This is a genomic window from Cellulophaga omnivescoria (assembly GCF_027915275.1).
Classification (GTDB): domain Bacteria; phylum Bacteroidota; class Bacteroidia; order Flavobacteriales; family Flavobacteriaceae; genus Cellulophaga; species Cellulophaga omnivescoria.
Genome location: NZ_CP115819.1, coordinates 605,676 through 626,450 on the forward strand (window position 1 = coordinate 605,676; position 20,775 = coordinate 626,450).

The 20,775-nt window shown below is 33.2% G+C and carries 21 protein-coding genes and 5 tRNA genes; 3 read left to right on the forward strand and 23 right to left on the reverse strand.

Going from position 1 to position 20,775, the window contains the following annotated elements; all coding sequences use genetic code 11:
- Positions 1 to 21: 21 nt before the first annotated feature.
- From rpoB to PBN93_RS02720, 23 genes are all read right to left on the reverse strand, one after another.
- Positions 22 to 3,831, reverse strand: a complete 3,810-nt coding sequence (gene rpoB / locus PBN93_RS02610) for a DNA-directed RNA polymerase subunit beta (protein ID WP_077400576.1) — start codon at positions 3,829 to 3,831, stop codon at positions 22 to 24.
- Between the two features lie 132 nt (positions 3,832 to 3,963).
- The gene (gene rplL / locus PBN93_RS02615; protein WP_077400573.1) at positions 3,964 to 4,341 is read right to left on the reverse strand and encodes a 50S ribosomal protein L7/L12; all 378 of its coding nucleotides are present in this window, start codon (positions 4,339 to 4,341) and stop codon (positions 3,964 to 3,966) included.
- A gap of 49 nt (positions 4,342 to 4,390) precedes the next feature.
- Positions 4,391 to 4,906 carry a 50S ribosomal protein L10 gene (gene rplJ / locus PBN93_RS02620; RefSeq protein WP_013620109.1) on the reverse strand — a complete coding sequence of 172 codons (516 nt, stop codon included), beginning with the start codon at positions 4,904 to 4,906 and terminating at the stop codon, positions 4,391 to 4,393.
- Positions 4,907 to 4,928: 22 nt separating this feature from the next.
- Positions 4,929 to 5,621 carry a 50S ribosomal protein L1 gene (rplA, locus tag PBN93_RS02625; RefSeq protein ID WP_077400570.1) on the reverse strand — a complete coding sequence of 231 codons (693 nt, stop codon included), beginning with the start codon at positions 5,619 to 5,621 and terminating at the stop codon, positions 4,929 to 4,931.
- A gap of 20 nt (positions 5,622 to 5,641) precedes the next feature.
- Complete coding sequence (rplK, locus tag PBN93_RS02630; protein ID WP_013620111.1) at positions 5,642 to 6,079, reverse strand: 50S ribosomal protein L11; 438 nt, start codon at positions 6,077 to 6,079, stop codon at positions 5,642 to 5,644.
- 73 nt (positions 6,080 to 6,152) lie between these two features.
- Positions 6,153 to 6,704, reverse strand: a complete 552-nt coding sequence (nusG, locus tag PBN93_RS02635; protein ID WP_013620112.1) for a transcription termination/antitermination protein NusG — start codon at positions 6,702 to 6,704, stop codon at positions 6,153 to 6,155.
- A 13-nt stretch (positions 6,705 to 6,717) separates the two neighbouring features.
- A complete protein-coding gene (gene secE, locus PBN93_RS02640) occupies positions 6,718 to 6,906 on the reverse strand; it encodes a preprotein translocase subunit SecE (protein WP_013620113.1) in 189 nt (62 codons plus the stop codon).
- A 56-nt stretch (positions 6,907 to 6,962) separates the two neighbouring features.
- Positions 6,963 to 7,035, reverse strand: a tRNA-Trp gene (locus PBN93_RS02645).
- A 67-nt stretch (positions 7,036 to 7,102) separates the two neighbouring features.
- On the reverse strand, positions 7,103 to 8,290 hold the full coding sequence (gene tuf, locus PBN93_RS02650) for an elongation factor Tu (protein ID WP_077400567.1): 1,188 nt from the start codon (positions 8,288 to 8,290) through the stop codon (positions 7,103 to 7,105).
- 53 nt (positions 8,291 to 8,343) lie between these two features.
- Positions 8,344 to 8,415, reverse strand: a tRNA-Thr gene (locus tag PBN93_RS02655).
- Between the two features lie 176 nt (positions 8,416 to 8,591).
- Positions 8,592 to 8,664: transfer RNA gene (locus PBN93_RS02660), tRNA-Gly, on the reverse strand.
- A 99-nt stretch (positions 8,665 to 8,763) separates the two neighbouring features.
- Positions 8,764 to 8,845: transfer RNA gene (locus PBN93_RS02665), tRNA-Tyr, on the reverse strand.
- Between the two features lie 83 nt (positions 8,846 to 8,928).
- A tRNA-Thr gene (locus tag PBN93_RS02670) sits at positions 8,929 to 9,002 on the reverse strand.
- Between the two features lie 110 nt (positions 9,003 to 9,112).
- A complete protein-coding gene (hpf, locus tag PBN93_RS02675) occupies positions 9,113 to 9,409 on the reverse strand; it encodes a ribosome hibernation-promoting factor, HPF/YfiA family (protein WP_077400564.1) in 297 nt (98 codons plus the stop codon).
- A gap of 49 nt (positions 9,410 to 9,458) precedes the next feature.
- Positions 9,459 to 10,349: a tyrosine-type recombinase/integrase gene (locus PBN93_RS02680; RefSeq protein ID WP_271081376.1), complete on the reverse strand. Its 891-nt coding sequence runs from the start codon at positions 10,347 to 10,349 to the stop codon at positions 9,459 to 9,461.
- A gap of 113 nt (positions 10,350 to 10,462) precedes the next feature.
- Entirely contained in the window at positions 10,463 to 10,657 is a 195-nt protein-coding gene (gene rpsU / locus PBN93_RS02685) for a 30S ribosomal protein S21 (RefSeq protein WP_013620117.1), read from the reverse strand.
- Between the two features lie 178 nt (positions 10,658 to 10,835).
- On the reverse strand, positions 10,836 to 12,005 hold the full coding sequence (locus tag PBN93_RS02690) for an acyl-CoA dehydrogenase family protein (protein ID WP_077400558.1): 1,170 nt from the start codon (positions 12,003 to 12,005) through the stop codon (positions 10,836 to 10,838).
- 12 nt (positions 12,006 to 12,017) lie between these two features.
- A complete protein-coding gene (locus PBN93_RS02695; protein WP_077400555.1) occupies positions 12,018 to 12,890 on the reverse strand; it encodes a ComEA family DNA-binding protein in 873 nt (290 codons plus the stop codon).
- Positions 12,891 to 12,900: 10 nt separating this feature from the next.
- Positions 12,901 to 14,973, reverse strand: coding sequence for an amino acid carrier protein (locus PBN93_RS02700; protein WP_077400553.1), 2,073 nt, complete (start codon positions 14,971 to 14,973; stop codon positions 12,901 to 12,903).
- 81 nt (positions 14,974 to 15,054) lie between these two features.
- Entirely contained in the window at positions 15,055 to 16,068 is a 1,014-nt protein-coding gene (locus PBN93_RS02705) for a potassium channel family protein (protein ID WP_077400550.1), read from the reverse strand.
- A 68-nt stretch (positions 16,069 to 16,136) separates the two neighbouring features.
- On the reverse strand, positions 16,137 to 16,364 hold the full coding sequence (locus tag PBN93_RS02710; RefSeq protein ID WP_077400546.1) for a PspC domain-containing protein: 228 nt from the start codon (positions 16,362 to 16,364) through the stop codon (positions 16,137 to 16,139).
- 9 nt (positions 16,365 to 16,373) lie between these two features.
- Positions 16,374 to 17,657: a DUF2851 family protein gene (locus PBN93_RS02715; RefSeq protein ID WP_271081377.1), complete on the reverse strand. Its 1,284-nt coding sequence runs from the start codon at positions 17,655 to 17,657 to the stop codon at positions 16,374 to 16,376.
- Between the two features lie 53 nt (positions 17,658 to 17,710).
- Positions 17,711 to 18,022: a rhodanese-like domain-containing protein gene (locus PBN93_RS02720; protein ID WP_077400540.1), complete on the reverse strand. Its 312-nt coding sequence runs from the start codon at positions 18,020 to 18,022 to the stop codon at positions 17,711 to 17,713.
- A gap of 71 nt (positions 18,023 to 18,093) precedes the next feature.
- Here PBN93_RS02720 and PBN93_RS02725 point away from each other — a divergent pair, with 71 nt between their 5' ends.
- From PBN93_RS02725 to PBN93_RS02735, 3 genes are all read left to right on the forward strand, one after another.
- On the forward strand, positions 18,094 to 18,552 hold the full coding sequence (locus PBN93_RS02725) for a MarR family winged helix-turn-helix transcriptional regulator (RefSeq protein WP_077400537.1): 459 nt from the start codon (positions 18,094 to 18,096) through the stop codon (positions 18,550 to 18,552).
- A 20-nt stretch (positions 18,553 to 18,572) separates the two neighbouring features.
- On the forward strand, positions 18,573 to 19,133 hold the full coding sequence (locus PBN93_RS02730) for a YceI family protein (RefSeq protein ID WP_077400534.1): 561 nt from the start codon (positions 18,573 to 18,575) through the stop codon (positions 19,131 to 19,133).
- Between the two features lie 241 nt (positions 19,134 to 19,374).
- Positions 19,375 to 20,772 (forward strand): anthranilate synthase component I family protein, encoded by a 1,398-nt coding sequence (locus tag PBN93_RS02735; protein WP_077400531.1) that lies wholly within the window; start codon positions 19,375 to 19,377, stop codon positions 20,770 to 20,772.
- Positions 20,773 to 20,775: the final 3 nt, after the last annotated feature.

Here is a 20,775-nt window from a genome sequence, read left to right on the forward strand (position 1 = left end):
AGTGTTCAAGACAAGGTCTTGTTATTCTTCCAATCTAATATCTAAACCTAATCCCTTAAGTTCATGCATTAATACATTGAAAGATTCTGGTAAACCAGGTTCTGGCATTGTTTCGCCTTTTACAATAGACTCATACGTTTTAGCTCTACCAATAACATCATCAGATTTAACTGTTAATATTTCTCTTAGTGTTGCAGACGCACCATATGCTTCTAATGCCCATACTTCCATTTCTCCAAAACGCTGACCACCAAATTGTGCTTTACCACCTAATGGCTGTTGTGTAATTAAAGAGTAAGGTCCTATAGAACGAGCGTGCATTTTATCATCTACCATATGCCCTAATTTAAGCATGTAAATAACACCTACAGTTGCTGGTTGATCAAAACGTTTACCGGTTCCACCATCATATAAATAAGTATGACCAAAACGTGGTATACCTGCTTCATCTGTGTATCCGTTAATTTGTTCTAATGTAGCACCATCAAAAATAGGAGTTGCATACTTTTTGCCTAATTTTAAACCGGCCCAACCTAATACAGTCTCATATATTTGCCCAATGTTCATACGAGATGGTACACCTAATGGGTTTAATACGATATCTACTGGAGTTCCGTCTTCTAAGAATGGCATATCTTCATGACGTACTATACGAGCAACAATACCTTTGTTACCGTGACGACCGGCCATTTTATCACCTACTTTAAGTTTACGTTTTTTAGCAACATAAACCTTAGCTAATTTCATTATTCCTGGAGGCAACTCATCACCAACAGAAATAGTAAATTTATCTCTTCTTAAGTTTCCTTGAAGATCGTTAAGCTTAATTTTATAGTTGTGAATTAAATCCGCAACCATGGCATTAAGATCCTTATCTACTGTCCAGCTACCACCTACAAGGTGGGCAAAATCATCAACAGAGTTTAACATCTTCATAGAATACTTTTTACCTTTTGGAAGAACTTCTTCTCCTAAATCATTAAGTACACCTTGTGATGTTTTACCATTAACTAATGTAAATAGTTTTTCTACTAATATATCTTTAAGCTGTTGGAATTTAACTTCGTATTCTAGCTCTAACTTATTAATAGCATCTTTATCTTCTACACGAGTACGTTTATCTTTAATAGATCTAGAGAATAATTTCTTACCTATTACAACACCTCTTAATGATGGTGATGCTTTTAAAGATGCATCTTTAACGTCTCCTGCTTTATCTCCAAATATTGCACGAAGTAATTTTTCTTCTGGTGTAGGGTCTGACTCTCCTTTTGGAGTAATCTTACCTATTAAAATATCTCCAGGTTTAACTTCTGCACCAATACGGATCATTCCGTTTTCATCTAAGTCTTTAGTAGCCTCTTCAGAAACGTTTGGAATATCATGTGTTAGTTCTTCTGCACCTAATTTGGTATCTCTAACCTCTAAAGAGTACTCATCAATGTGTATAGATGTAAAGATATCTTCACGTACTACTTTTTCTGAAATTACAATTGCATCCTCAAAGTTATACCCTTTCCAAGGCATAAAGGCTACTTTCATATTTCTACCTAAGGCTAATTCACCCAATTGTGTAGCATAACCTTCACATAATACTTGACCTTTTTTAACCTTATCTCCTTTTTCTACAATAGGCTTAAGGTTAATACTTGTACCTTGGTTAGTTTTTCTAAACTTAACCAAGTTATATGTTTTAGAATCTTCCTCAAAACTAACTAAACGTTCTTCTTCTGTTCTATCATACTTAATAGTGACTTTTTGAGAATCTACATACTCAACAACACCATCTCCTTCTGCATTAATTAAAACTCTAGAGTCTGATGCTACCTGACGTTCTAAACCAGTACCAACAATTGGAGATTCTGGTCTTAATAATGGAACTGCCTGACGCATCATGTTAGATCCCATCAATGCACGGTTGGCATCATCATGTTCTAAGAAAGGAATTAAAGATGCAGATATTGATGCAATTTGATTTGGAGCAACATCTGTATAATTAATTTCTGCAGGATCTACAACTGGGAAATCACCTTCTTCACGAGCAATAACCTTGTCAACATCAATTTCACCATCTTCTTTTAAAGGAATGTTGGCTTGAGATATTTTCATTCCCTCTTCTTCCTCAGCACTTAGGTATGCATACTCTTCAGTATCTACAACACCATTAGTTACTTTACGGTAAGGAGTTTCTAAGAAGCCCATTGGATTAACTTTTGCATAAACTGCAAGAGATGATATAAGTCCAATATTTGGTCCTTCAGGAGTTTCAATAGGGCAAAGTCTTCCGTAGTGTGTATAGTGAACATCACGCACCTCAAAACCTGCTCTCTCTCTAGATAAACCTCCTGGCCCAAGTGCAGATAATCTACGCTTGTGTGTTATTTCTGCTAATGGATTAGTTTGATCCATAAACTGAGATAGCTGGTTAGTACCAAAGAAAGAATTAATAACAGAAGACAATGTCTTTGCATTAATCAAATCTATAGGTGTAAACACCTCATTATCTCTAACATTCATACGTTCACGAATAGTTCTAGCCATACGAGCAAGACCTACACCAAACTGTTGAGATAATTGTTCACCAACTGTACGTACACGACGGTTAGATAAGTGATCAATATCATCAATCTCTGCCTTAGAGTTTATAAGCTCTATTAAATACTTAATTATAGTAATGATATCTTCTTTAGTCAAGACTTGCTTGTCCATTCCAATATCTAACTGTAACTTTTTATTCATTCTATAACGACCTACTTCACCTAAGTTGTAACGTTGATCAGAGAAGAATAATTTATCTATAATACCACGTGCTGTTTCCTCATCTGGCGGTTCAGCATTACGCAATTGTCTATAAATATGCTCAACAGCCTCTTTTTCTGAGTTTGTTGGATCCTTTTGTAATGTATTATGAATAATTGCATAGTCAGACTGTGCATTATTTTCTTTATGTAATAGAATAGTTTTTACATCTGCCTCCATAATTTCGGCAATGTGTTCTTTTTCAAGAACAGTATCTCTATCTAATACAATTTCGTTTCTTTCAATAGAAACAACCTCACCTGTATCCTCATCTACGAAATCTTCATGCCATGTATTTAATACTCTAGCAGCAAGTTTACGTCCTAATACTTTTTTAAGTCCAGCATTTGAAACTTTAATTTCTTCAGATAAATCAAAGATTTCCAAAATATCCTTATCACGTTCAAAGCCAATAGCTCTAAACAAGGTTGTTACTGGTAATTTTTTCTTTCTATCAATATATGCGTACATAACGCCATTGATATCTGTTGCAAATTCAATCCAAGAACCTTTAAAAGGAATTACTCTTGCAGAATACAATTTAGTACCGTTAGCATGGAAAGACTGTCCGAAGAAAACCCCTGGAGAACGGTGTAATTGAGATACAACAACACGCTCAGCACCATTAATAACAAATGTACCACTTGGTGTCATATAAGGAATTGTTCCTAAGTACACATCTTGTACTATAGTTTCAAAATCTTCATGTTCTGGGTCCGTACAATAAAGTTTTAGCCTTGCCTTTAGCGGAACACTATAGGTTAATCCTCTTTCTATACATTCTTGAATAGAATATCTAGGTGGATCAATAAAGTAATCAAGAAACTCTAATACGAATTGATTTCTTGTGTCAGTAATTGGAAAGTTTTCCAAGAAGGTATTATACAAACCTTCGTCGCCTCTTTCATCAGATTTAGTTTCAAGTTGGAAGAAATCCTGAAATGATTTAATCTGAATGTCCAAGAAATCCGGGTAATCTGGAATATTCTTAGCTGATGCAAAATTTATTCTTTGAGTCTGTTTTGTGAACATCAATGGACAAAATTATGTTATGAATAGTATTCTCGTAGTATATTACTTCATATACAATATATATAAAAATGGGATTAGGTCTATACGCATATAGCGTAAAGACCTATCCCAAAAACGTTATGGTTGTTGCTATTATTTAAGCTCAACTTCCGCTCCTGCTTCTTCTAAAGATTTTTTAATACCTTCAGCTTCGTCTTTAGAAACACCTTCTTTAACAGCTTTTGGTGCGCTATCTACGATATCTTTAGCATCTTTTAAACCTAAACCAGTTAATTCCTTAACTAATTTTACAACTGCTAATTTAGAAGCACCAGCTGATTTTAATACAACATCAAATTCAGTTTGCTCATCTGCAGCTTCACCACCAGCAGCAGCACCACCAGCAGCAACAGCTACTGCAGCAGCAGCAGGCTCTATACCGTACTCATCTTTTAATATATTTGCTAACTCGTTTACTTCTTTTACAGTTAAGTTAACTAATTGTTCTGCGAAATCTTTTAAATCTGCCATTTTTCTATCGTTTAATAAATTTTTAAAATATAATTGTTTTTAGTGCGTACTATTTTTCTGATAATGTTTTTAGAATACCAGCGATTTTTCCACCACCAGATTTAAGTCCAGAAATAACGTTTTTAGCTGGTGATTGTAACAATCCAATAATATCGCCAATAACTTCTTCTTTAGACTTAATGCTAACTAAAGCATCTAATTGATCATCTCCTATATATACTTCTTCTTCAATAAAAGCCCCTTTTAATAAAGGTTTGTCAGATTTTTTTCTGAAGTTCTTTATTAATTTTGCTGGCGCATTACTTGTTTCAGAAAACATTAAAGAAGTATTTCCTTTTAACACTCCTGGAAGTTCCCCAAACTCTTTATCTGAAGCCTCCATTGCCTTTGCAAGCAATGTATTCTTAATAACTGAAAGTTTAACACCCGCTTTAAAGCAAGCTCTTCTTAAATCTGAAGTAGCTACAGCATCTAAACCTGAAATATCCGCCAAATAAATGGTTGCATTTTCAGCCAACTGTGAAGTTAAATCTTCTATTACGTTTAATTTTTCTTCTTTTGTCATAATATAAACTTTAAAGCAACAGTTATGCTACTACTTTTGGATCTAATTGAACACTTGGGCTCATTGTACTAGACAGGTAAATACTTTTTACATAAACACCTTTTGCAGCAGTAGGCTTTAATTTCATAAGTGTATCAAACAATTCTTTTGCGTTATCTGCAATTTTATCTTCCGAGAAAGAAACTTTCCCTATAGCAGCATGTACAATACCTGTTTTATCAACTTTAAAATCAATTTTACCAGCTTTTACTTCAGATACAGCTTTAGCTATATCCATAGTAACTGTTCCTGTTTTTGGATTAGGCATTAAACCTCTTGGTCCTAAAACCCTACCTAAAGGCCCTAATTTACCCATTACACTTGGCATAGTGATAATTACATCAACATCTGTCCAACCGCTTTTTATTTTATCCAAATATTCATCTAATCCAACATAATCCGCACCAGCTTCTTTAGCCTCTGCTTCTTTATCTGGAGTTACTAAAGCCAAAACTTTAACATCTTTACCAGTACCGTGTGGCAATGTTACTACCCCACGCACCATTTGATTTGCTTTTCTAGGATCTACACCTAAACGAACAGCAACATCTACAGATGCATCAAATTTTGTATTCGTTATTTCTTTTATTAAAGCAGATGCTTCCTCCAAAGAATAAAGTTTATTCTTATCTATCTTTGCGTGAGCGTCCTTTTGCTTTTTTGTTAATTTCGCCATTTTAAATTGCTTTTAAGATTTTAAAAAGGTCTAGTACCTGAAACTTTTAAACCCATAGATCTTGCAGTACCTGCTATCATACTCATTGCCGACTCTACAGTAAATGCGTTTAAATCTACCATTTTGTCTTCTGCAATTTGCTTAACTTGGTCCCAAGATACACTTGCCACTTTGTTTCTGTTAGGTTCGCCAGATCCTTTCTTTATCTTAGCTGCCTCTAAAAGCTGAACTGCCGCTGGCGGTGTCTTTACGATAAAGTCAAAAGACTTATCTTTAAATACCGTGATAACAACTGGTAAAACCTTACCTTGTTTGTCCTGTGTACGCGCATTAAATTGCTTACAGAACTCCATGATGTTAACTCCGGCAGCACCTAAAGCGGGTCCAACCGGTGGCGATGGATTCGCTGCACCTCCCCTAACTTGTAGCTTAACTACTTTACTTACTTCTTTTGCCATTGTATAAAATTAAATTCGAAAAATATGCATCATTCGGAAGCAACACACATTTTTACTATGTAACAGTTCTTAATTATACTTTTTCAACCTGCATATAACTTAACTCCAATGGTGTTTTTCTTCCAAAAATCTTAACCATTACCTCAAGTTTACGCTTTTCTTCATTGATTTTCTCAACAGTTCCATTAAAACCATTAAAAGGACCATCAACAACTTTTATTGTTTCTCCTAATACAAAAGGAATAGCAACACTATCTGTAGTAACAGCTAGTTCGTCTACTTTTCCTAACATACGATTTACTTCTGATTTTCTTAAAGGGACAGGATCACCACCTTTAACCTCTCCTAAAAAGCCAATTACATTAGTTATAGATCTAATGATATGAACCATTTCACCACCTAAATTAGCTTTAACCATTATGTACCCAGGAAAATAAACCTTCTCTTTGTTTATTTTTTTCCCATTACGAACCTGAACTACTTTTTCTGTAGGAACTAAAACATCCTCTAAATAATCCGAAAAACCAAGCCTAGCTACTTCACTTTCAATGTAACCTTTTATCTTATTTTCCTGACCACTTACTGCCCTAACTACATACCATTTTTTCTCTAATACTTCTGACATAGTACAAGGCTTATTAGTTTATAACTTTATCAAAATAAAACTTAACAGCTTTACTAAAAAGCTCATCTACACCCCAAGTTGCCAAGGCAAACAAAATAGTAAAAACAGCAACAACAACCATAAGGTTAGATGCTTCTGCTCTTGTTGGCCATGTAACATTATTTCTAAGTTCTTCTACTGATTCTTTAATATATGTTAGCATGCGAATGTTTTACTTTATTATTTATAAATAAAAGGAAACGCATTTCCTTTCTATTGCACGGGCGGAGAGACTCGAACTCCCGACACCTGGTTTTGGAGACCAGTGCTCTACCAACTGAGCTACGCCCGTCTATATTTACATCGAAAGGTATCCCACCTTGGCAGGACACCCTCAATGTAATGTAATTATTTTAGATCTATTCTATGATCTTAGTTACCTGACCAGCACCTACTGTTCTACCACCCTCACGGATAGCAAAACGTAAACCTTCACTAAGTGCAATAGGAGATAATAATTCTACTGTAATAGTTAAGTTATCACCTGGCATAACCATCTCAACTCCCGAAGGAAGATTGATTGTTCCTGTAACATCCGTTGTTCTTACGTAAAACTGTGGACGATAGTTATTATGGAATGGTGTATGACGACCACCTTCTTCTTTTTTCAAGATATAAACCTCAGCTTCAAACTTAGAGTGTGGCTTAACAGAACCTGGCTTACAAATTACCATACCTCTACTAATTTGAGACTTTTCAATACCTCTCAACAAAATACCTACGTTATCTCCAGCTTCACCTCTATCTAATATCTTACGGAACATCTCAACACCAGTAATAGTAGAAGCTAATTTTTCAGCTCCCATACCAATGATATCAACAGCATCACCTGTATTAGCAACACCAGTCTCAATACGACCAGTTGCAACAGTTCCACGACCTGTAATTGTAAATACATCTTCAACAGGCATTAAGAAATCCTTATCTACATCACGCTTTGGTAATTCAATCCAGTTATCAACAGCCTCCATTAATTCCATTACTGTATCTACCCATTTTTGCTCACCATTAAGCGCACCTAAAGCAGAACCAGAAACAACAGGACCATTATCACCATCATACTCATAGAAAGAAAGCAATTCTCTAACTTCCATCTCAACAAGCTCTAAAAGCTCCTCATCATCAACCATATCAACCTTGTTTAAGAAAACAACGATTCTTGGTATACCTACCTGACGACCTAATAAGATATGCTCACGAGTTTGAGGCATTGGACCATCAGTTGCAGCAACTACTAAAATAGCACCATCCATCTGAGCAGCACCAGTTACCATATTCTTTACGTAATCTGCGTGACCTGGACAATCCACGTGTGCATAGTGACGGTTTGCAGTTGAATACTCTACGTGAGAAGTATTAATTGTTATACCTCTTTCTTTTTCTTCTGGAGCGTTATCGATAGAATCGAAACTTCTTAATTCAGAAAGACCTGCATTTGCCAATACTGTAGTAATAGCAGCAGTTAAAGTAGTTTTACCGTGATCTACGTGTCCAATAGTACCTATATTTAAGTGCGGTTTGGAACGATCAAAAGTTTCCTTTGCCATGTTTAATGAGTTTTAATCTTAGTTATATATTAGTGTACAAATTATATTTCTTGAGCCAATGACGAGATTTGAACTCGTGACCTCTTCCTTACCAAGGAAACGCTCTACCCCTGAGCTACACCGGCGTAAAACGTTGTTTAATTTAATCGTTATTATTTAAAAATAACTTAAAAACCAATGCCTATAATCAGGAACGACATCGCTGTCTATAAAAACATATTTTCTCTTCCCAAAAAAATCAACTTCAAAATATGTTTTCACACAACTCTTTTTTAGATACTTTAATCTAAAAAAAACTTAGAGCGAGAGACCGGGTTCGAACCGGCGACATTCAGCTTGGAAGGCTGACGCTCTACCAACTGAGCTACTCTCGCATTCTTTTATTTGTGCAAATTTCTAAAAAAATTTAAAAACTCACAACTTTCATTATTTCAAACAAAACAACCTAATTTTATTTTGCTTTAACTAATTTGTGGGGAGAGCAGGATTCGAACCTGCGAAGACGTAGTCAGCAGATTTACAGTCTGCCCTCGTTGGCCGCTTGAGTATCTCCCCAAAACTTTTTTTTCAGTACAAAATGAACTTTCAAAAATACTTGATTTTAAACTTAAAACCAAGACTTAATTTTCAAAATTTAGAGCCGATGGAGGGACTCGAACCCACGACCTGCTGATTACAAATCAGCTGCTCTAGCCAGCTGAGCTACATCGGCTTTTAACCTTGCTTTTCTGCTTTAAAAAAGCTCGCTATTTCTAACGGACTGCAAATGTATAACTAGTTTTCAGTTATTCAAAACTTTTTTTAAAAAAAATTTAAAAAAAATTACACCCTCAATTTCTCTTTTCGTTTAACAAGCTGTCTTTCAATAGAATTACACGCAGAGTCAATAGCCTCCTCAAAAGACTTACATTGTTTTTTTACCATAATATTTTCTTTAGGCACCCTAATTTTGATCTCAACAATCTTATTTTCCTTTAAACTTGTATTCTCTACTTTTAGATAAACATCAGAACTTATGACCTTATCATAAAAGGTTTCTAACTTATCTAATCTGGTTTGCACAAAAGACATTAAATCTCCGTTTGCATTAAAATTAACTGATTGCGTGTTTACTTTCATAAGAGAAGGTTTTTTTTAAATTAAACAATATCAGTAAAACAAAAAATTGTCACTTTTTATTTCTAGGATGAGCTGCTAAATGTACTTTTTTAAGTTCTGCTATACTATTGTGCGTATAGACTTGAGTAGACGCTAAGCTTGAATGCCCTAACAATTCTTTTACTGAATTTAGATCTGCCCCTTCATTTAACAAATGTGTCGCAAACGTATGTCTTATTATATGCGGACTATTTTTTTGTTTAGAAGAGACCTTACTAAAATAGCGATTTATAATTCTATACACAAGACTTTCATACACTTTATCCCCAGACTTTATCAGAAAAAAGTACTCCTCATCATTAACCACCTTCAAAGCATCTCTACTTTTTAAATACATTAACACCCAAGGACACACAAACGGAGCCAAAGGCACAACACGCTCTTTATTTCTTTTACCCAAGACTTTTATTGTTTTAGCTTTTACATCTACATCCTTAAGTTTTAAATTAACCAACTCTATTCTTCTAATACCAGTAGCATACAAAAGCCCTATAATTAGCCTATCTCTCTCTCCTTCAAACCCCGCTTCAAAATCTACCTCATTTAAAGCTGCCTCTACCTCTTCAAAAGAAAATGGGATTTCTATTTTCTTGGATATTTTTAAAGCTTTATGTTTTGCTAAAGGATTAACCGCTACACGCCCTATCTTTTGCAAAAATTTGTAATACGCTTTTAATGATGCTATTTTTCTATTTATAGATCTATTTAAAATTCCTTTTGAAACCAAAACCACTATCCAATTACGCACAAAAGCATACGGAACATCATCTATAGATGACAATTGGTAATTTACCCCACAAAACTCCGTAAACTCACTTATATCTTTCTTATAAGCAGTCACTGTATGTGTTGAGTATTTTTTTTCTAATGACAGGTATGATACAAAAGCTTCTAACGACATAACAACTAAAGATACAATTTATGTTATTAAACAGAAAAAATCCTATTTAGATTGAAAGACATCAACCTAAATAGGATTTATACGAAAATACTAAGAATTAAATCTTAAAAGAACTATACTTCTTCTTGATCTCTTAATCCTTGTACGTATTGTGCTTTTTGAATTTGAGCTCTACGAACAACCGATGGCTTTGAAAACTGTTGACGCTTTCTTAACTGACGCATTCCACCTGTTCTATCAAACTTACGCTTAAAACGCTTAAGTGCTCTATCTATATTTTCTCCTTCTTTTACTGGTATAATTAACATGGGCAATAACCTCCTCTCTTTTGTGATTTTTAAGATTGCAAATATATAAACTAATTTTCAATTAACAACTACTTATTTTTTTATTCTCTATTTTCTTTAAAGTCTACAGCTAAAAATTAGACGTACAGTTCCTTTTAGCAATAATCTCTTGGAAATTATTTTTACCAAAATGACAACCTTACTTAGTGGCTGGCTTATATTCTTTTTTATCTATTACCATTTTGGCAATAATCTCTCTCAAGATTTCACTAGTGCCACCACCAATTGGTCCAAGTCTACTATCTCTTAACATTCTAGCCATAGGATAATCTTCCATATACCCATAACCTCCTAAAAATTGTAAACAACCATAGATTACCTCATCTGCCATTTTAGTAGATTTAAGTTTAGATATTGTAGCTTCTTTTACAACATACTCTCCTTTATTCAACCTATATGCAACAGAATAATTATACTCTCTACAAATTTCCATATCAGCATACAAATCTGAATAAGTATGACGTAAGGCCTGGTACTTATCTATTGTTTGTCCAAATGTAGTACGCTCAGACATATATTGTCGCGCATAATCTAAAGCAAACTCTGCCCTAGCGTGCGCATTTACCCCCATAATTAATCTTTCTAAAGCAAAGTGTTGCATAATGTAAGAGAATCCTTTCCCTTCATCTCCCATTAAATTAGCTGCAGGTATAGTTACATTATCAAAAGCAATTTCTGCAGTGTCTGATGCCCTCCAACCAAGTTTATTTAACTTAGAAGCAGACACCCCTGCCGTCTCTTTATCTACCATAAAAATACTAATACCTTTATTTCCTAATTCAGGACTTGTCTTAGCCGCCACAACCATATAGTCTGCGTAAACTCCGTTAGTAATAAATGTTTTAGAACCATTTAAGACATATGTATCTCCTTTTTTTTCTGCGGTAGTTCTCATACCCGCCACGTCACTACCTCCAAAAGGCTCAGTAACGCAAAGGCAACCAATTTTTTCACCAGCTACACTAGGAGTCAAATAATTTTCTTTAATACTCTTATCCCCTTCTTTATTTACATGAGTCATTGCCAAGTATGCATGCGCCCACATTGCAGCAGCAAATCCACCAGAATTAATTTTCTGCAATTCCTCTAGAAAAATAATTGTGTAAAAAAGATCTAAGTCCAATCCGCCATATTCTTCGGGAGTAGCCAATCCAAAATAGCCCATATCTCCAAACTTTTTCCAAATAGAACGGTCTATTGCACCAGCTTCTTCCCACTTATCTATGTTAGGAACAACTTCTTTTTTTAAAAATTCTTTTAAACTATCTCTAAATAATTGATGCTCTTCTGTGAAGTACATACCTGCCATACCTGTTGTTTTTTAATCAATGCTCAAATATAACTTAATTCTATCAATCTTATTCACAGTAAAACCCTCAATATTTACTAAATCGTTAAAAGAAGTGAAACTTCCGTTTTCTTCTCTGTAAGTTACAATAGCCTTAGCAACATCATATTTTATGTAAACCAACTTTGCTATTTCATAGGAACTTGCCTTGTTAATATTAATTTTAGTAACATTAGGTTTAGTAATCACTTTAAATTGTTTTAACAAACGCTCCAACACCTCTTTTTCTAATCCGTAAACATCTTGCAACTGGTCATTAATTAAAAACCCACCAAGTTTATCCCTAAACTTAATTATTCTAGCAGATAATATTTTTCCTATACCATTTACTTTCTGCAATTCTAACGCTGTAGCCGTATTAATATCTTTTGCAACATAAACGGATTTACTATAATTTTTAAGTACTACAGACTGTTGCTTATTATTATTTGTATTCCACTTTGGAAATTTAAAATAAGGCGATATAGCACTTAACAAAGAATCTGAAACACCTGTAACATTTTGAAACTCCGTTGCAGAATTAACATATTTGCCGGTTTTTCTAAAAGTATGTAACCTATCTATTTCTGCCACAGACATCCCTAACAAATACCCCTTGTGGTCGGTTAAATAATTAGGATTAAAAGGATAAGTTTTAAAAGTATTGTTTTTTACAGATTGATTTTTTAATGAATCCACTAAAGCCTGAAGCTCTTCATTATGCGATAAATTATTACCTGACGATGAAAATTTACCGTTAGAAACTAAAAAATAAACTACCTGAAAAATAACAATAAGTAACAATAAAAAGAAAATCCCACTTTTCTGTTCTTTATCAAACTGAAAGTGGGATTTAAAATTCTTCATTATAAACTTTTTATTCTTTTTCTACCATTTGCTTTTTAAACAACTGGTTAGACTTTAATTTTCTAAAGTATTCTGATAAGTCTTTTTTAACCTCTCCAGACATAATATACAATCCAATTATATTAGGAAATGACATTGCCAAAATCATCATATCTGAAAAATCTAACACCGCTCCTAAACTAACTGAAGCACCTATTACAACAAATACTAAGAAAAACATTTTATAGATAAATTCTGTTCTTTTACTTTTTCCAAATAAGTAAGTCCAAGCACGCATACCGTAGTAAGACCAAGATATCATTGTAGAAAAGGCAAATAAAAATACCGCTAAAGCTAATACATATGGGAACCAAGAAATTTGACTACCAAAAGCATCTGACGTTAATTGCGCACCAGCCATACCTTCTACCTCATGCATACCAGTAAAAATTAAAACTAATGCAGTTAAAGTACAAACAACAACTGTATCTATAAATGGCTCTAAAAGCGCCACAAAACCTTCTGATGGAGGATTATTTGTTTTTGCCGTACTATGCGCAATTGCAGCGGAACCCACACCAGCCTCATTTGAGAAAGCTGCCCTTTGGAAACCTACAACCAAGACACCAATTATACCACCCTTTAATGCAGACGGACTAAAAGCACCCTCTACAATTGCTGAAAAAGCTGGCCCAATATTTTGTATGTTCATTATAATTACAGCTAAAGCAGCTACAACATAAATAGATGCCATAACAGGCACAATTTTACCAGTTACTTTAGCAATACTATTAATACCACCAATAATAACAACACCAACTAAAATTGCTGTTACCACACCAAACCAGAACCCATTACCAGCTAGAGCTGGAAACTGACCTGCTAATTGCTCAAAAGATTGGTTTGCCTGAAACATGTTACCACCTCCAAAAGATGCACCCACGGCTAATACTGCAAATAACCCAGCAAGCACTTTACCTAATCCTTTCATATTTCTTTTCTCCAATCCGTAACGTAAATAGTTCATTGGACCTCCAAATACTCTACCATCTGGTAAAATATCTCTGTATTTTACTCCCAAAGTACATTCTACAAATTTTGAAGACATACCAAGTAAACCACAAACAATCATCCAAAAAGTTGCTCCCGCACCACCTAAAGATACTGCCACTGCTACACCTGCAATATTACCCAAACCTACAGTACCAGATACCGCAGTAGCTAATGCTTGAAAGTGAGTAACCTGCCCTGGAGCATCAGGGTCATCATATTTACCTTTTGCTAGCTCTAACGCATGACCAAAGCCTCTAATATTTATAAAGCCCATTCTAATTGTAAAGAATGTTGCTCCTAAAACCAACCAAATTACAATAAATGAAATTGGTTTAGTTAAAGGATCTCCATTAGGGTGTGTTAAAACAACTGGCTCATCATACTTAATTTCTGCAAAATAATGAGCTCCTTGTTCTATTATATGCTCTTTATTATCTGAGTTATATACAACCTTACCTGCAGCTGTTAAATGATTTAATGTTCCGTTTGCTAATGAATTGATATTTATATCGTCTCCTGCAGCATTAGACAAAACTGCTATAGCCTCTCCTTGCTTTACTTTTTCTCCGTTAGATTTTAGCCATTTTTTTAGCGTAAACTTATCTTCTAACTCTGGAGACCAATTAGGAATACCAACTCTTTTAGAGTCTGCATACACAACAGGATCATAAATACCTATAGCAGCAAAAGGGTCCCAAAACAAAACAGACCCCAAAGCGCTTACGGCTGGAGTCATTGTACCATTAAAAATTTCGGCAATTGCTTCTGATTCTACAGTAAAAACTTTTGTAACACTTTTACCGTTAGAATCTGTAACTACACAGGTATATGGTATACCTTCTACTAAACCTGTTGCTTTGTTTGAGGTTAAAGGAGTATTTTCATTACTCCACTTATAGGTATAAGGGGCTTCACCTCCATTTACCTCTAACTTAATCACCCCATCATTAATAGATTTTGAGGGATTAAAAACTTTTCCTTCTACGCTAAAGTCTTGAGCAAAAACAGACATAGACATAATAAAAGAAAGAAAATATAGGTATTTCTTCATCGTTGATTGAATTTTTTGAGTTAGTTAGGATGGCAATATCCAAAAAATAATCAACTCAATCAAGAATTTTCAACTAAATTATCAGCCAATCTGGAAGATTTCATTTAATTTCATAATTTGCTCTGGTCTACCTAAAACAATAACCTTACTTTTAGATTCTAATTGTAAATCTGCTTCAGGATTTATAATATATTCTCCATCTGGAGCAATATATCCTATTATAGTGCAACCGGTTCTTTTTCTTAAATCTAAATCTCTTAAAGAATTTCCTGTAATATTATCTGTAAGATCTTCTATTGCAATTTCCTCTAAAGTAGTAGTATGTTTACCCTCTGTAGAGAGTTTATCCATAAAACTAATTAAATCTGGCATTACTACTAATGATGCCATATGGTCCCCACCAATTTTATCGGGCATAATAACTTTATCTGCACCAGCAAGTATTAATTTTCGTTGAGAATTTATTAAAGATGCCCTACTAATTATAAATAACTCCCTGTTTAATTGCCTACTAGATAAAACAACAAATAAGTTTGATGCATCATCTGGCATTGCCGTTATTAAATATTTAGCTTTAGAAACTCCTGCTTCTACTAAAGATTCATCATCTGTGGCATCTCCTTCAATAAATAAAACATCATCTTCATACTTTTCTATAACTTCTTTATTTTTTTCAATAACAACAAATGGCCTATTATAACTGCTTAAACGCTCTGCAGCTTGAGCACCATTTCTGCCGTAACCACAAATAATAATATGACCAGAAAAATCTTTTATTTTATTTTTCACACGTTTCTTTTTTAATAATTGCACAGAATTTTTACCTAATACGTATTCTGTAACTACAGATATTGCGTAAGCTACTATAAACACGCTAGATATTATTAAAAATATAGTAAATATTTTAGATGGTGTATCTAATGGTTTAACTTCAGAAAAGCCAACTGTTGCCATAGTAATAACAGTCATATAAACGGCTTCCATCCAACTATAATTAGAGATATACCTGTACCCTAAAACCCCAACAACTAGTATAGATACTATTAATAGCTGAGCTATGTATATTTTAGACCTAAATAGTTTTAAAAGCTTCACTTATGTAATGTATTTATTAAAAAAATAAACAGTATAAACTGTATACTTGTTTTTGGTATCGTTGTTTACTATAAATCAAAAACAGAAGATCTTTTAGTGTACACTAAATCTTTTATTTTTAACCAAAAAGCCAAAAATAAATACAAAGCAAAACCAAAACCCAAAGTTGCAAATGTTAAGTATATAAAAGATGTACGCACAATTCTTGCACGTATACCAAAACGCTCTGCAATACGTCTACAAACTTCAAAACCTCGCTTTTGGAAATAATACAATATGTTATAAAAAAAATTCATACTATAAAATTAACTATTTCTGCTTAATAAATTATTACCAACTGCACATTGTAAACATTTATTTTTTACACAATAATGTTTGTATAATTGCAATATAGACTGACTATCTTTTGCATTTTTAATACTTACTTTTTGGGACTTAAACTTATCTACAATGGTATTTTTTTCATAAGATAAGTTGGTTATGATTTCTAAAATAATTTCGTTATTATCTTTTCCTATGTATTTAGAATAGGAAAATTTAAGAGGTAAAATTGTATTTATTATTAATAAATTTATAAATGGTTTGGTAAGCCTTTTTTTGCTTTGTTTAGATTCCTTACCAAAGTTATAGTGGTTATCCCAATAATCGCTAGCCACTATTTCACATAAATTGTATATTTCTTCTACGCTTTTAGCCAGGACTAATTTAGAAAACAGAGCTTGGTGTTTTGCATACAATGCACATAGTTGAGCCAATCTTATAGTAGGAAAATTATTTGGTCTTAATTTAAAGAAAGCTACTGAAACCTCATCATTGGTTGTAAAGCTATATTTATTTTGTAAAAAAGCGTATTCTTTTTTTAACTGTCTATAATAAGTATCTAAAACATCATCTATATTAAGCAACCCAGCCATACCAAATAAAAGACTTTCGGCTTGTATTGGCTTTACACATACCTTTTTAAAAATACTAAAATCAATATTCTTAGCTATTTGAAAAAAAAAATCTCCATTTATAGTAGACCCAAAACTCTTCATAAGCAACACAAAAAGCACATGTTCCCAATTGTTGTTAGATTCTTTTAAAAGCTGGGTTATAATTACAGATTTTTGCTCTAATCTTTCAAAATAGAGTCTATCTAACCAATTATGAAACAAAAAAGAATCCACAAACGCAATATCTTTTTCACAGTTTATAAACTTTTTACTCTCACTAGAAAACAACTTCTGGTAGTTTTTTAATACTGCGCTAGAAATAAAATCTTTTAAAACTAGTGTTGGAATTTCAGAATTGTCTGGCCTAAAAACCGTTGCGTCATCTTGCCAAACAATATGTAAAATTACATTTTCGTAATTTTTATCTTTTTCGTGGTTATGTGCATACCAGTCCGATGCATTTATGTGAATTTCTACATTACCTGCCCAAAGTTGGTTTCCTATTTTTAACTGTGCATTAAAAAAATCTGGGCCCTCATTATAGTTATGCGTACCAACAGAGACTACATTAATTGCGTCTCCTTTTGTGGTTTGTAAACCTTTTAGTTGTAATTTTTTATATTTCCATATAAAATGTAAAAGGTCTTCTCGCATAACTATAACTAAGGTTTTTGTTTACTAATGTAAACAAAAGAAAATACATACACTTATTTATCAGTTACTTCTCCTTCCCAGTTCATAAAGCCACCTTCTAAATTGTAAGCGTTTTCAAAACCAAGGCTATTCATAATTGCACAAGCTTGGCCACTACGGTTACCAGATCTACAATACACGTAATACGTCTTAGATTTGTCTAATTTTTCTAGTTCATCTATAAAACCTTGTCCCTTATAAATATCTACATTTACAGCATTTGGTATTATACCTTCAGCTACTTCATCTTCTGTTCTTACATCTAATATAAAAGCGTTAGCATCCTCAGCTAATTTTGCGCTCCATTCTTCCTGTGTTAAATCCATCTTAAATATTTTTTTTCAAAAGTAATTAAAATAAAATTACATACATTTGTATATACAATTGTTGTAACAACATGGATGTAGAAAGAATTTTAAAAACAAATAAGCCTATACCTTTAAAAGGTAGGACTATTATTCATCTATTGTTAATACACCAAAGTATAACTGAAAAAACAGCTGAAGCCCTAAAACCTTTTGATGTATCTGCACAACAATTTAATGTATTGCGCATATTAAAAGGACAAAATGGCAAACCTGCAAACCTTAGTACTTTAAATGACAGAATGGTGTCTAAAATGAGTAACACCACGAGGTTAGTAGACAAATTAATTTTAAAAGATTTTGTAAAACGTACTGTTTGCAAAGAAAATAGAAGAAAAATAGAAATTTACATTACTAAAAAAGGCGAAGAAGAACTCATTAAAATGAGTAATGCAATGCTTAGTATGGAAAAAAGCCTTCTAAAAAACATAAACGATGAAGATTTACAAACTTTAAACAAAGTATTAGATAAATTTAACACAGACAATTAACACAAATAAAAACAACAATTATGAAAAAATTATCAATTAGCATTTTAGCATTAGTATTTTCTGTAGCATCAATAACTGCTCAAGAAAAAAAGATTAACACTGAGGCTAGTAATATTACCTGGAAAGGATATAAAGTAACTGGTTCTCACGAAGGTACATTACAATTTAAAGACGGTTCATTAGTATTTAAAAACGATAAACTTTCTGCTGGTGAATTTGTTGTAGATATGACAACACTAACTGTTACTGACTTAGAAGCTGGTATGAAAGAAAAATTAGAAGGTCACTTAAAGTCTGATGATTTCTTTAGCACTGAAAAAAATACAACTTCTAAATTGGTTTTTACAGTAAATAAAGCAACAGGTAAAAATGCTTATACTGCCAAAGGAAAACTAACTATTAAAGGTATTACTAAACCGGTAGACTTTACAATATCTGTTTATGGTAGTAAAGCAACTGCTAGTTTAAAAATAGACAGAACCGATTTTGACATTAAATACAAGTCTGGTAGCTTTATAGAAAACTTAGGAGACAAGGCTATTTATGACGATTTTGACCTTGTTGTAGATTTGCAGTTCTAAAACTTACAAAACCAATAAATGTTTTAAACCTCACTTTTGTGAGGTTTTTTATTTTTTATGCAACTCTTGTTGGGTATTATAAAATTCCTTTATATATTTGACCTAATGAAAATAACAACTAACATATGGTGGTGGAACAACTTACGTCAAACGTCGTGAGCAAAGCACCATTGTAACAATATACATAAAAGGCTTGTCTATCACGACAAGCCTTTTTTTTATTTAAAAATTTAAAGTTAAAATGAAATACAATCTAACATCGCACTACAAAAAAATACTGGCAGACACCATTACTCCTGTTAGTATGTACTTAAAAATTAGAGACAGGTTTCCTAATAGTATTTTATTAGAAAGTAGCGATTACCACGCAAATAATAATAGTTTTTCTTATATCTGCTGTAACCCAATAGCATCTATAAAAATAGAAAACGAAACCATTTTTGAAAACTATCCAGATGGGACTAGCAATACTACAACTATAGACAACACTGTAGACGTAGCTACTGTTTTACACAATTTTAGCACAAAGTTTAGCTCTAACAATAATAACTTTAAATTTATAAATAACGGCCTTTTTGGCTATATGGCTTATGACTCTGTTCGTTATTTTGAAGATGTAAATATTGCTAAAAAAGATAACTCGGTTACCATACCAGATATGTATTATGCAGTTTACAAAAATGTAATTGCTATTAATCATTTTAAAAATGAAGCCTACATATTTGCACATACCTTTAACACAGAAAGTAATATCTCAGAAATAGAACAACTATTAAACGTAAGAAACTTTGCTACCTATAATTTCTCTAAAAAAGGAGAAGCAACTTCTAACTTAACAGATGAAGATTTTTTAGAGCACGTAGATTTAGCAAAAAAACACTGTCAGCGCGGAGATGTTTTTCAACTAGTTTTATCTAGAAGATTTTCTCAAGAATTTAAAGGTGATGAATTTAACGTTTACCGAGCTTTACGTTCTGTAAACCCATCTCCTTACCTTTTTTATTTTGATTATGGCGATTTTAAAATATTTGGTAGCTCGCCAGAGGCACAAATTATTGTAAAAGATGGTAAAGCAGAAATTCACCCAATTGCAGGTACTTTTAAACGTACCGGTAATGATGAAAAAGATGCTATTATTGCCAAAGAATTAACAGAAGACGATAAGGAAAATAGCGAACACGTTATGCTGGTAGATTTGGCCAGAAATGATTTAAGTAGAAACGGAAACACAGTTACCGTAGAAAATTATAGAGAGGTACAGTTTTTCTCTCACGTAATACATTTGGTCTCTAAAGTTACAGGCATTAAAAAAGACAACATACCTACAATGAAGGTTGTTGCAGACACTTTTCCTGCTGGTACTTTAAGCGGTGCGCCTAAGCATATGGCTATGCAACTTATAGAAAAATACGAAAAAACTAGTCGTGGTTACTATGGTGGTGCAATTGGCTTTATGGATTTTAACGGGAATTTTAATCACGCTATAATGATTAGAACTTTTTTAAGTAAAAATCACCAATTACATTACCAAGCTGGCGCTGGTTTAGTTGCCGCATCTAACCCAAAAGACGAACTACAAGAAACATACAATAAATTAGGAGCACTAACCAAAGCTTTAGAAATAGCTGAGAATATTTAAGAA

Bases quoted from the DNA above. Each gene is read 5' to 3' on its own strand.
- rpoB (WP_077400576.1), bottom strand. From the start codon at position 3,831: ATGTTCACAAAACAGACTCAAAGAATAAATTTTGCATCAGCTAAGAAT.
- rplL (WP_077400573.1), bottom strand. From the start codon at position 4,341: ATGGCAGATTTAAAAGATTTCGCAGAACAATTAGTTAACTTAACTGTA.
- rplJ (WP_013620109.1), bottom strand. From the start codon at position 4,906: ATGACAAAAGAAGAAAAATTAAACGTAATAGAAGATTTAACTTCACAG.
- rplA (WP_077400570.1), bottom strand. From the start codon at position 5,621: ATGGCGAAATTAACAAAAAAGCAAAAGGACGCTCACGCAAAGATAGAT.
- rplK (WP_013620111.1), bottom strand. From the start codon at position 6,079: ATGGCAAAAGAAGTAAGTAAAGTAGTTAAGCTACAAGTTAGGGGAGGT.
- nusG (WP_013620112.1), bottom strand. From the start codon at position 6,704: ATGTCAGAAGTATTAGAGAAAAAATGGTATGTAGTTAGGGCAGTAAGT.
- secE (WP_013620113.1), bottom strand. From the start codon at position 6,906: ATGCTAACATATATTAAAGAATCAGTAGAAGAACTTAGAAATAATGTT.
- tuf (WP_077400567.1), bottom strand. From the start codon at position 8,290: ATGGCAAAGGAAACTTTTGATCGTTCCAAACCGCACTTAAATATAGGT.
- hpf (WP_077400564.1), bottom strand. From the start codon at position 9,409: ATGAAAGTAAACACGCAATCAGTTAATTTTAATGCAAACGGAGATTTA.
- PBN93_RS02680 (WP_271081376.1), bottom strand. From the start codon at position 10,349: ATGTCGTTAGAAGCTTTTGTATCATACCTGTCATTAGAAAAAAAATAC.
- rpsU (WP_013620117.1), bottom strand. From the start codon at position 10,657: ATGTTAATTATACCAGTAAAAGAAGGAGAAAATATAGATAGAGCACTT.
- PBN93_RS02690 (WP_077400558.1), bottom strand. From the start codon at position 12,005: ATGGCAGGTATGTACTTCACAGAAGAGCATCAATTATTTAGAGATAGT.
- PBN93_RS02695 (WP_077400555.1), bottom strand. From the start codon at position 12,890: ATGAAGAATTTTAAATCCCACTTTCAGTTTGATAAAGAACAGAAAAGT.
- PBN93_RS02700 (WP_077400553.1), bottom strand. From the start codon at position 14,973: ATGAAGAAATACCTATATTTTCTTTCTTTTATTATGTCTATGTCTGTT.
- PBN93_RS02710 (WP_077400546.1), bottom strand. From the start codon at position 16,364: ATGAATTTTTTTTATAACATATTGTATTATTTCCAAAAGCGAGGTTTT.
- PBN93_RS02715 (WP_271081377.1), bottom strand. From the start codon at position 17,657: ATGCGAGAAGACCTTTTACATTTTATATGGAAATATAAAAAATTACAA.
- PBN93_RS02720 (WP_077400540.1), bottom strand. From the start codon at position 18,022: ATGGATTTAACACAGGAAGAATGGAGCGCAAAATTAGCTGAGGATGCT.
- PBN93_RS02725 (WP_077400537.1), top strand. From the start codon at position 18,094: ATGGATGTAGAAAGAATTTTAAAAACAAATAAGCCTATACCTTTAAAA.
- PBN93_RS02730 (WP_077400534.1), top strand. From the start codon at position 18,573: ATGAAAAAATTATCAATTAGCATTTTAGCATTAGTATTTTCTGTAGCA.
- PBN93_RS02735 (WP_077400531.1), top strand. From the start codon at position 19,375: ATGAAATACAATCTAACATCGCACTACAAAAAAATACTGGCAGACACC.